This is a genomic window from Streptomyces sp. NBC_00386 (assembly GCF_036063235.1).
Classification (GTDB): Bacteria; Actinomycetota; Actinomycetes; order Streptomycetales; family Streptomycetaceae; genus Streptomyces.
The window spans coordinates 4024519-4035805 of record NZ_CP107950.1; the positions used below are offsets into that span (position 1 = coordinate 4024519).

6 protein-coding genes are annotated in these 11287 nt (G+C 71.4%); 5 read left to right on the forward strand and 1 reads right to left on the reverse strand.

Annotated features, from left to right (window positions below; translation table 11 throughout):
- The first annotated feature begins 160 nt into the window (after positions 1-160).
- The 5 genes from OG780_RS17565 (at position 161) to OG780_RS17585 (ending at position 7253) form a co-directional block, all read left to right on the forward strand.
- Positions 161-874, forward strand: a complete 714-nt coding sequence (locus OG780_RS17565; RefSeq protein ID WP_328449271.1) for a Crp/Fnr family transcriptional regulator — start codon at positions 161-163, stop codon at positions 872-874.
- Between the two features lie 281 nt (positions 875-1155).
- Entirely contained in the window at positions 1156-2145 is a 990-nt protein-coding gene (locus OG780_RS17570) for a hypothetical protein (protein WP_328449273.1), read from the forward strand.
- Positions 2142-4319: a hypothetical protein gene (locus OG780_RS17575; RefSeq protein ID WP_328449275.1), complete on the forward strand. Its 2178-nt coding sequence runs from the start codon at positions 2142-2144 to the stop codon at positions 4317-4319. Before OG780_RS17570 ends, OG780_RS17575 begins: the two co-directional genes overlap by 4 nt.
- A 3-nt stretch (positions 4320-4322) precedes the next feature.
- Positions 4323-5798, forward strand: coding sequence for a PE-PGRS family protein (locus OG780_RS17580; protein WP_328449277.1), 1476 nt, complete (start codon positions 4323-4325; stop codon positions 5796-5798).
- 81 nt (positions 5799-5879) lie between these two features.
- Positions 5880-7253 carry a M48 family metalloprotease gene (locus tag OG780_RS17585; protein WP_328449279.1) on the forward strand — a complete coding sequence of 458 codons (1374 nt, stop codon included), beginning with the start codon at positions 5880-5882 and terminating at the stop codon, positions 7251-7253.
- A 119-nt stretch (positions 7254-7372) separates the two neighbouring features.
- Here the strand turns inward: OG780_RS17585 and OG780_RS17590 are convergent, their stop codons facing one another.
- The gene (locus OG780_RS17590; RefSeq protein WP_328449281.1) at positions 7373-11272 is read right to left on the reverse strand and encodes a DNA-directed RNA polymerase subunit beta'; all 3900 of its coding nucleotides are present in this window, start codon (positions 11270-11272) and stop codon (positions 7373-7375) included.
- Positions 11273-11287 lie beyond the last annotated feature (15 nt).

Here is an 11287-nt window from a genome sequence, read left to right on the forward strand (position 1 = left end):
CGGGGCACTTCACACTTGGCGCAGCTTGTCATCGGTTCCGCGATGAAAGTCCACGATTCGGTCCGCACCGCACACACTGGGTGAGTACGTTGACCCGTTGCCGCGCACCGGTCACTGTGCGTCGGCCACAGGGGCTGATCGGGGGACGGGGGATGGACTCATGGCGGCTGCACCCTTAGGCGCACCCTCAGGCGGGGACGAGAGCCTGGACGACCGGGTGCCTTTCCTGGCACGCCTGGAGAGCGAGGACCGCTCCGCGCTGCTGTCCCTCGGCCACGAGCTGTCCTACGCGCCCCGGACGGTGCTCCTGCACCAGAGCGAGCCCTCCTCGCACGTACTGATCGTGACGCACGGCTGGACGAAGGTGACGGCGGCCGCCGCCAACGGCTACGAGGCGCTGCTCGCGCTGCGCGGCCCCGGCGACATCGTCGGGGAGTCCGCCGCGCTCACCGGCCGGCCGCGCTCCGCGACGGTGACGGCCCTGGAGCCGGTCCGTACGGTCGCGCTCGTACGCGAACACTTCCGGGACTTCCTCGCCCGCTCCCCCGCGGTCTCCTTCGCCCTGCTCGGCCTCACCTCGGACCGCACCCGCGCCGCCGACCGGCGCCGCCTGGAGTTCGCCTCCATGAGCGTCCGCGAACGCTTCGCGGCGCTCCTGCTCGACCTGGCCCGCACGAACGGCCACCGCACTGAGGAGGGCATCGAGCTCTCCGTCCCGCTGAGCAAGCAGGAGCTGGCGGGCTCGGTGGGGGCGTCCCGGGAGATGGTCCAGCGCCTGCTGAAGGAACTCCGGGAGCGGGAAGCGGTGCTGACGGGCCGGCGGACGATGGTGATCCTGCGCATGGACGTCCTGCGGCGGATCGCCCGGCGATGAACCGTCAGCTCCCCGCACCGGGACACGCCGACCGCCCCGCCCGCGCGGACCGTTCAGCCCGTACCGGTTCGCGCCGACAGCCCCGTCCGCGTACCGGTTCGCGGCCCCGGCCCCGCCCGCGCCGACCGCGCGGAGGTGACTCCCCTGACGGCCGGGACTCCCGTGACTGCGGACGGCTTCTGTGCACACGGTCACACTTCGAGTGGGACATCCGCCCTCACACCCGGCCCACCGGTGACGCCACCCTGCTTGCCAGGCGAGGCCCCCACCGAAAGGCGACCATGACCGACCCCGTGAGCCGGACGATCCTTCTGCTGGACATCGAGAGGTACAGCGACCGGGACGACGTGGAGCAGGCCTACTTGCGCCGGATGCTGTACGACATCACGGACCGCGCGCTGGAGAGCGCCGGCATCGACGAACGGCTGCGCCTGCGGGCGGACCGCGGCGACTCGGTGATGGAGCTGATCGACGCCAACGCCTCGGTCACCGCGCTGCTGCGTGCCCTGCTCACCGAGGTGCCCGACCAGCTCCGCGCGGTCAACCGGATGGCGTCCAGTTCCGCCCAGATCCGGCTGCGCGGTGTCGTCGCCACCGGCTACATCGCCGTGGACGAGCACGACGGCTGGGTCGGCTCCGACCTCAACCACGCCTGCCGGCTCCTCGACGCCGGGCTGCTGCGCGCCGCCCTGCGGGAGCGGCCGGACGACTTCGCCCTGTGCGTCTCCGAGAGCGTGCACGCCGGGATCGTGCGGCACGACCACCCGGGCATCCCGGCACAGGGCTTCCACGCGGTGACGGTGGACAGCAAGAACGGACCCCTGCGGGCCTGGCTGCACGGCCCGGTTCCGCACGGGGCTCATGGCCCCGGTGAAAGCGGGGGAGTCCCGGCGCCGGACTGCTCGGGGGAGAGCCCGGCGCCGGGGGCGGACACCTCCACACCCCGGGCGGAACCGACGGCGGCGACCGATCCGACGACGACCGCCGCGACGGACGCGGCGGCGACCGCGGCGGATGCGGTCGCGATCCCCGGCCCGCAGGAGCCCTCCCGGACCGAACAGCCCGGGGAGCCCCGGGAGCCCCGACCGTCCGCGCAGCCCGCGCAGCAGCCCGCCCAGCCCGCCGCGCCGCCCGCGAACGTCGTCTTCACCTTCGGCGGCGGCTCCCCCAGCTTCGGCGGAAGCCTCGTCGCGGGGGATCAGCACGGGGTGTCCGGCGGGCAGGTCACCGGGGACGTCCACCTGGGCAGGAGCGGGGGTGAGCCCGCGTGACGGCCCCCGCGCCCCCGATGCGGGGCGGCCCCCCCGACGACGCACCACCGCCGGACGCGCCATGGCCCCCCGGGCCGCACCCGGACTCCGAGGCGGGCGGCGACGCGGGCGAGCCCGAGGAGGAGACCCAGGAGGCCAGGGCCGCACAGCGCGAACTCGTCGCGCACACCCCGGGATTCATCTTCGACGAGGCCGCGTCCTTCGGCGGCAGCCTGGTCGCCGGGGCCCAGCACGGGGTGTCGGCCGGCGGCTCGGCCCGTGATGTGTTCATGGGCGGCAAGACGGAGATCCACCACCACGGAACGGCCTCCGCCTCGACGGCCTACGTCTCCGGCGAGATCCCCCGGCAGCGGCTCGACGCGCTCGCCTCGGTCTTCGTCGAGGGCCCCTCCTTCGCCGCCGCCCTGGCCCGGCTGCGCGACGAGCGCGTCCTGGTCCTCTCCGGCGCCCACTCCACCGGCCGCCACGCCGCGGCGCTCATGCTCCTGCACCACCTGGGCGTGCCCGCCGTCCACGCGCTGTCCGCCGAGACCGGCCCGGCGAACCTCGGCACCCAGCTCACCGCGCCCGGCGGCCACGTCCTGCGCGATCTGCCGCTGAGCCGCAACCGCCCGCTGCGCGACACGCACCTGTACGCGGCCCGCGACCGGCTCGCGAAGACCGGCGGGTATCTGGTCGTGACCCTGGAGAACTCGCCGTTCCTGCTGGGAGTCGCCCCCTCCGCCTGGGAACCCCCACAGGCGACCGCGGTGCTGCGCGCCCACCTGGCCGACCTGCGGAAAGAGCCCGGAGACCTCGCCGGTCTGCTCGCCCTCGGCCCTGTCCGCGACTTCCTCGCGCGCGGCGCCCACCGGCCCGCCGAGGTGGCCCGGTTCGCCGTCGAGGTCGCCCGCTACGACGGCGGCGAACAGGCGGCGGCCCGCCTCGCCGACTTCGGGCACGCGGCCGTCGAGCAGCAGTGCCGGGAGTGGCTCGGCGACCCCGAGGCCACCCTGCGCGACAAGGCCTTCCTCATCTCCCTCGCCGTCTTCGACCAGGCGCCGTACGTGCTCGCCGCCGAACTCGCCGACACGCTGTACGTGCACTTCCAGCGGCTCCAGCATCCCGAGCAGCCGCCGGAGATCCCGGTGTTCGGACTCCCCGCCGAAACACGGCTGGAGCGGGCGTGGGCCGAGGGCGAGGTACGGGTCGAGACCACCAAATGGGGCTCGGTGCCCCAGTTCACGGCCCGCTTCAAGAAGGAGAACACCCCCCGGGTACTGCTCGGCGAGGTCTGGACGGGCCATCCGTCGGCGCGGCCCGCGCTGGTCTCCTGGCTGAAGGAACTGGCCCGTGACAGACGTCCGGTCGTCCGGACCCGGGCCGCCGCTGCCGCCGCGCTGCTGGCCCGCGCCGACCTGCCCTCGGCGATGGAGCTGCTGATCGACGGCTGGGCGGTGTCCAAGGCCTTCGGTCCCCGGCTCACCGCCGCGAACACGCTCACGCTCGCCCAGTTCCTCGACACGCCCGTCGTCCTGCGCCTGCTCACCCAGTGGTGCACGGACACCCACTGGGCCCGCCGCTGGACCGCGATCCGCGCCTTCGGCCTGCTCACCCCGCTGCGCCCCGACCTCGCGGGCACGGCGCTGAGCGCGCTCGCCGCCCGCGCCCGTGCCGGGGGCGGAAACAGGACCGAGTCGAACAACCTGGTCGACTCGACGGCCCTGCTGCTCTCGGTGGGCGCACGGCGCGGCGAGATGCTCTCCGAGCTGGTGCGCCTGCTCCACCACGACACGGCCTCGGTCCGCGCGCTCGCGCTGGGGGCCTTCGTGCGCGCCTGCGACAACGCCGAGGAGGGCGCGCTCGTCGAGTGGTACGCCGACACCGGCATGTACGAGACGGACTCGGCCCGTGACCTGGCCACCCTCTGGCGGACCGCGCTCGGCGACCCCGGGCAGACCCGCGGCGCCCTGGCCGCCCTGCACACCTGGGTCGTGCTGGCCGAGAGCCGGGCGGACGTCGCGCAGGCCCTGGAGCTGCTGCTGCCCGCGCTCGTCGTCACGGCGGACGACCACAGGCGCCTGAGCCACCATCTGGTCAATCTGCGCACCCCGGACGGCGGCGCGCGGCCGGCCGTGGCCGACCGTCTGCTCCGCCTTCTGACCCCCTCCACCCCAGATCCATCGAGGAGTTGAACCATGGCGGAGTTCCGCCGTCAGCCGGAGTGGCAGCAGGACGCCAACCGGCACACCACGCTCATCGACCCGGTGCTCACGGTGCGGCCCATCGCCCGCTTCGACTACACCGTCCGCCGCGCGGTCACCGCGATCGACCACGCGCTGGTCTTCGTCACCGCGAAGGGCTCGTACGACGTCTACATGCCGCCGCACCGGCCGAGCCGCCCGGACGCGGCCACCCGCCGCTACACCTCCGTCTACGAGGTGGACATGGGCAGCCATCCCGTGCAGCTCGCGCTGGAGATGCCGAGCGACGACGACGCGTTCGCCTTCGGCGCCACGGCCGACCTGACCTGGCGGGTCGCGGACCCGATCGCGTACGTGGCGAGCGGCGAGCGTGACGTGCCGACGCGGCTCACCCGTGAACTGCACCAGCTCGCGCGGCCGGTGAGCCGCGCCTTCTCCATCGAGGACAGCCCGGCCGCCGAGCGCGCGGTCCAGCGGGCCGTGGACGAGGGCGGTTTCGCCGCGGGCATCGGACTCGCCGTGACCTGTGTCGTACGGCTGCGGCTGGACGACGAGGCGATCGCGCACCGGCGACGGCAGCGGAGCCTGCGCTACGAGTCGGACATGCTCGACCCCGAGCACGAGTTCCGGCTCCGGCTGGCCCATCAGCAGCACGAACTGGAGATGCTGCGCCAGCAGCAGGACCACCATCTGATCGCCGAGAAGATCAACTTCTACCAGTACCACCTCCAGCACGGAGGCGTCGGCGCCTGGGCCCTGCACCTGTCCCAGCATCCCGAGGACACCAAGATGGTCATCGGGTCCATCCAGAAGGACCAGCTGTCCATCATCCGAGGCCAGCTGCAGGTTCTCGCCGGGGACACCCTGGAGGACTTCCAGAAGGCGGAGTCGGCGCGCTCGACCCTGCGGGCCGTCGACGAGCTGATCCAGCAGCAGACGCCTCCGGCGCCTCGGGACGGTCAGGGGGCGCTGCCCCCCGGGGCGACGCCCGGACAGCCGCAGACACCGCCCCAGCCGCCGTACGCGGGCCAGTCTCCGTACCCGGGCCCGTCGCCCCGGCCGCCGTACACGGAACCGACCCCCTACGGCGACCGGCCTCCGTACGACGGCGGCCGCCCCCCGTACTCCGGGCAGCCCCAGACCCCGTACACGGGCGGACAGCCGCCCTACGCGGGACAGCCCTCGTACACGGGCGACACGGGCGGGCAGCCCTCGTACGCCGGGCAGCCCCCCGCCGCGGGCGATCGGCCCCCGTACGCCGGGCAAGCCCCCTACACGGGCGGTCCGGGCGCCGGGTCCCCCGTGGCTCCGGGTCGGCCCGACAGCCCGGCGACCCCGTACGGACCGCCCGCCACGACGCCCTACCCCACCGCGGGACCGGCTCCGGCCGTACCTCCGGTGCCCGGCCGCCACGACGACCCGCGAGCCGCCGTGCCGCCGGACCCCGCTCCGGAGGACTGGCCCGCCTGACCACGCCCGCCGAGGCGCCGTCGGCCGCCGCCCACCGGCTGACGTCCCCGCACAGCCACCAGCCATACCGAAGGAGCCGTCATGTCCCAGCCTCCAGGTCCGGCCCACGAACCCCCGTACCCGGGAACCCCGTATCCGGGACCTTCGTACCCAGGAGCCGCGACCCCGCCCCCGGAGTACCCGGTGACCTCCGCTCCCCCGCCGCAGTACCCCGGCGGACCGGCACCCCAGTACCCGGGTACGGGTACGGGTACGGGGCACCCCCCTCACTACCCGGGAGCCCCCGGCCCCGGCGGACCGGGACCGCAGTACCCGGGACCGCAGTACCCGGGAGCGCAGTACCCGGGAGCGCAGTACCCGGGAGCGCAGTACCCGGGAGCGGCGGCCGGAAGCCCGGCACCACCCCAGTACCCGGGGGCCCCGGGGGCCGACCCGCGGTTCGCGGGGCAGCCGCCGCAGCCGGCGCCGGCGCCGTTCGTCCCGCGGCCCACCGTCGCGCCCGACGATCTCCACTACCGTCACCAGGGCTCACGCGTCCATGTGGCCGGCCATCAGCGGGGCGCGGACGCCACCGCCATCGGACAGCTCGCCACGCAGATCCCGGGGGCCCTGGTGAGCCTCGCCGTGGTGTCGGCCCTCGCGCTGGGGCTGTTCGGCAGCGTCGTGGGCTGGCTGGTCGTCGTGGCCTGGGTGGCGTCGGGAGCACTCGTCTTCCACCGGCCCACCGAACTCCGCTTCGCCCGGCACGCGCTCAGGCTGCGGACACCGCTGGCCGAGGAACGCGCCCGGCTGGAGCCGATCTGGCGCGAGGTCACCGCCCGTGCCGGCATCGAGGCGAACACCTACGAGCTGATGGTGGAGAACAGCGACGACCTGAACGCGGTCGCCGTCGCCGGCCATGTCGTCGGCGTCACCACCTACTCCCTCAACCGGATTCCCAGCAGCAACCTCGCCGCCGTACTCGCCCATGAACTCGGCCACCACACCGGCGGTCACGCCTGGGCCGGGCTCCTCGGCTACTGGTACTCGCTGCCCGGCCGACTCGCCTGGGCCTTCACCCGGGGGATGGCCAGAATCGCGCTCGCCGTCGCCGGGGTCTTCTCCGCGGCCGCGACCGGGCTGCTGATCCTCTTCATGGGGATGTTCGTGCTCGCCGGGTTCCTCGTCGCCTGGTACATCACCATCCCCCTCGTCGTCGCGCCCTACCTCCTCGCCTGGGCGGGCCGCCTCGGCGAACTGCGTGCCGACCAGCAGGCCGCGGCCCTCGGGTTCGCGCCCGAGATGGCCGAGGTCCTGCACCACTTCCAGGCCGAGGAGAACGCCGCCAAGGCGGCCGCCGCCGGCCAGGGCAAGAAGCTCCAGGAGCCCACCGGTCTTGCCAGGCTGCTGTCCACCCACCCCGACAACTACACCCGGCTGCGCGCCCTGGAGCCGTATCTCCAGCTCCCGCGCTAGGCCCGGGTCCCGAAGCGCACCGGAAGCGGACCCGAAGCTCGGACCGGGAACGCCGAAGGGCGGTCACCCCCACCGGGGATGACCGCCCTTCGATCTAGCTAGCGCCTACCGGCAGCCGCTCACTGGTTGTACGGACCGTAGTCGTAGTCCTCCAGCGGGACGGCCTGGCCGGAGCCCGTGCCGAACGGCGAGTAGTCGATGTCGTCGTAGCCGACGGCCGAGTACATCGCGGCCTTGGCCTCCTCGGTCGGCTCGACCCGGATGTTGCGGTAGCGGGACAGACCCGTACCGGCCGGGATGAGCTTACCGATGATGACGTTCTCCTTGAGGCCGATGAGGCTGTCGGACTTGGCGTTGATCGCCGCGTCCGTCAGAACTCGGGTCGTCTCCTGGAAGGAGGCGGCCGACAGCCAGGATTCCGTCGCCAGCGAGGCCTTGGTGATACCCATCAGCTGCGGACGGCCGGAGGCCGGGTGGCCGCCTTCCTGGACCACACGACGGTTCTCGGTCTCGAACTTCGAACGCTCGACCAGCTCGCCGGGCAGCAGCTCCGCGTCGCCCGACTCGATGATCGTCACACGGCGCAGCATCTGCCGGATGATGATCTCGATGTGCTTGTCGTGGATCGACACACCCTGCGAGTTGTAGACCTTCTGGACCTCGCCGACCAGGTGGACCTGGACGGCACGCTGACCCAGGATGCGCAGCACGTCGTGCGGGTTGGTGGCACCCACGGTGAGCTTCTGGCCCACCTCGACGTGCTCGCCCTCGGACACCAGGAGACGGGCACGCTTCGAGATCGGGAACGCCGTCTCGTCGCTGCCGTCGTCCGGGGTGACGACGAGCTTCTTGGTCTTCTCGGTCTCCTCGATCCGCACGCGGCCGGAGGCCTCGGAGATCGGGGCGACACCCTTCGGCGTACGAGCCTCGAAGAGCTCGACGACACGGGGCAGACCCTGGGTGATGTCGTCACCGGCCACACCACCGGTGTGGAAGGTACGCATCGTCAGCTGGGTACCGGGCTCACCGATGGACTGGGCGGCGATGATGCCGACCGCCTCACCGATGTCGACCAGCTTGCCGGTGGCCAGCGAGCGGCCGTAGCACATGGCGCAGGTGCCGACGGCGGACTCACAGGTCAGGACCGAACGGGTCTTGACCTCCTCGATGCCGTGCTTGACGAGTTCGTCGATGAGGACGTCGCCGAGGTCGGTGTTGGCCGGGGCCAGCACCTTGCCGTCGACGGTGATGTCCTCGGCCAGCGCACGTGCGTACACGCTGGTCTCGACGTTCTCCGTCTTGCGCAGCACGCCGTCCTCGCCGCGCTCGGCGATGGCCAGACGCAGACCACGGTCGGTGCCGCAGTCCTCCTCGCGGATGATGACGTCCTGGGAGACGTCGACCAGACGACGGGTGAGGTAACCCGAGTCGGCGGTACGCAGAGCGGTGTCGGCCAGACCCTTACGGGCACCGTGGGTGGAGATGAAGTACTCCAGCACGGACAGACCTTCACGGAAGGACGCCTTGATGGGACGCGGGATCGTCTCGTTCTTGGCGTTCGACACCAGACCACGCATACCGGCGATCTGACGCATCTGCATCATGTTGCCTCGGGCGCCCGAGTTCACCATCATCGAGACCGGGTTGGTCTTCGGGAAGTTCGCGTTCATCGCCTCGGCGACCTCGTTGGTCGCCTTGGTCCAGATCGCGATGAGCTCCTGCGTGCGCTCTTCCTTGGTGATCAGACCACGCTCGTACTGCTTCTGGACCTTCTCGTCCAGGTCCTCGTAGCCCTTGACGATCGCGCGCTTCGCATCCGGAACGACGATGTCGGAGATGGCCACGGTGACGCCGGAACGGGTCGCCCAGAAGAAGCCCGACGCCTTCAGGTTGTCGAGCGTCGCCGCCACGATGACCTTGGGGTAGCGCTCGGCGAGGTCGTTGACGATCTCGGAGAGCTGCTTCTTGCCGACCTCGTAGTCGACGAACGGGTAGTCCTCGGGCAGCAGCTCGTTGAAGAGCGCGCGGCCCAGGGTCGTCCGCAGGCGGAAGGTGTCACCCTGCTGCCACTCCGGGTCGCCCTCCTCCTGCGCCGGCGGGGTCCAGCCACGCGGCGGGATGGTGCCCACCGGGAAGCGGATGTCCACCTGCGACTGGAGCGAGAGCTCGCCGGCGTCGAACGCCATGATCGCCTCGGCCACGGACGCGAAGGAGCGGTCCTCGCCCTTCACGTTCCGCAGGTCGCCGTCGGTGGTCAGGAAGAACAGACCGAGGACCATGTCCTGGGTCGGCATCGTGACCGGGCGGCCGTCGGCCGGCTTGAGGATGTTGTTCGAGGACAGCATCAGGATGCGGGCCTCGGCCTGCGCCTCCGCGGAGAGCGGCAGGTGCACGGCCATCTGGTCACCGTCGAAGTCCGCGTTGAACGCGGTGCAGACGAGCGGGTGGATCTGGATGGCCTTGCCCTCGACCAGCTGCGGCTCGAAGGCCTGGATGCCGAGGCGGTGCAGCGTGGGCGCACGGTTCAGCAGAACCGGGTGCTCGGCGATGACCTCTTCGAGGACGTCGTACACGACCGTGCGGCCGCGCTCGACCATCCGCTTGGCGCTCTTGATGTTCTGCGCGTGGTTCAGGTCGACCAGGCGCTTCATCACGAACGGCTTGAAGAGCTCCAGCGCCATGGCCTTGGGCAGACCACACTGGTGCAGCTTCAGCTGCGGACCGACGACGATCACGGAACGCGCGGAGTAGTCCACACGCTTGCCGAGCAGGTTCTGACGGAATCGACCCTGCTTGCCCTTGAGCATGTCGGACAGCGACTTCAGCGGACGGTTGCCGGGGCCCGTGACCGGGCGACCACGACGGCCGTTGTCGAAGAGCGCGTCGACGGCCTCCTGGAGCATGCGCTTCTCGTTGTTCACGATGATCTCGGGGGCACCGAGGTCGAGAAGGCGCTTCAGGCGGTTGTTGCGGTTGATCACACGGCGGTACAGGTCGTTCAGGTCGGAGGTCGCGAAGCGGCCACCGTCCAGCTGCACCATCGGGCGAAGGTCCGGCGGGATGACCGGCACGCAGTCGAGCACCATGCCCTTGGGGCTGTTGCTGGTCTGCAGGAACGCGGAGACGACCTTGAGGCGCTTGAGCGCGCGGGTCTTCTTCTGGCCCTTGCCGGTGCGGATGATCTCGCGGAGGCGCTCGGCCTCCTCGTCCAGGTCGAAGGACTCCAGGCGCTTCTGCAGCGCCGCGGCACCCATCGAACCGTCGAAGTACGTGCCGAAGCGGTCACGCAGCTCGCGGTAGAGGAGCTCGTCGCCCTCCAGGTCCTGGACCTTGAGGTTCTTGAAGCGGGTCCACACCTCGTCGAGACGGTCGATCTCGCGCTGCGCACGGTCGCGCAGCTGCTTCATCTCACGCTCGGCACCCTCGCGCACCTTGCGGCGCACGTCGGCCTTGGCACCCTCGGCCTCAAGCTCGGCCAGGTCGGTCTCGAGCTTCTTGGCGCGGGCTTCCAGGTCGGCGTCGCGGCGGTTCTCGACCTGCTGGCGCTCGACGGAGACGTGGGCCTCCAGCGAGGGCAGGTCGCGGGTGCGGCGCTCCTCATCCACGAACGTGATCATGTACGCGGCGAAGTAGATGACCTTCTCGAGGTCCTTCGGGGCGAGGTCGAGCAGGTAGCCCAGTCGCGACGGAACGCCCTTGAAGTACCAGATGTGGGTGACGGGAGCGGCGAGCTCGATGTGGCCCATCCGCTCACGGCGCACCTTGGCGCGAGTGACCTCGACGCCACAGCGCTCACAGATGATGCCCTTGAAGCGGACACGCTTGTACTTGCCGCAGTAGCACTCCCAGTCCCGGGTCGGACCGAAGATCTTCTCGCAGAAGAGTCCGTCCTTCTCGGGCTTGAGGGTGCGGTAGTTGATGGTCTCGGGCTTCTTGACCTCGCCGTGGCTCCACTGACGGATGTCGTCAGCGGTGGCCAGACCGATCCGGAGCTCATCGAAGAAGTTGACGTCGAGCACTATGCGTCAATCCCT

Coding starts and splice junctions, on each gene's coding strand:
- OG780_RS17565 (WP_328449271.1), top strand. CDS start 161: ATGGCGGCTGCACCCTTAGGCGCACCCTCAGGCGGGGACGAGAGCCTG.
- OG780_RS17570 (WP_328449273.1), top strand. CDS start 1,156: ATGACCGACCCCGTGAGCCGGACGATCCTTCTGCTGGACATCGAGAGG.
- OG780_RS17580 (WP_328449277.1), top strand. CDS start 4,323: ATGGCGGAGTTCCGCCGTCAGCCGGAGTGGCAGCAGGACGCCAACCGG.
- OG780_RS17585 (WP_328449279.1), top strand. CDS start 5,880: ATGTCCCAGCCTCCAGGTCCGGCCCACGAACCCCCGTACCCGGGAACC.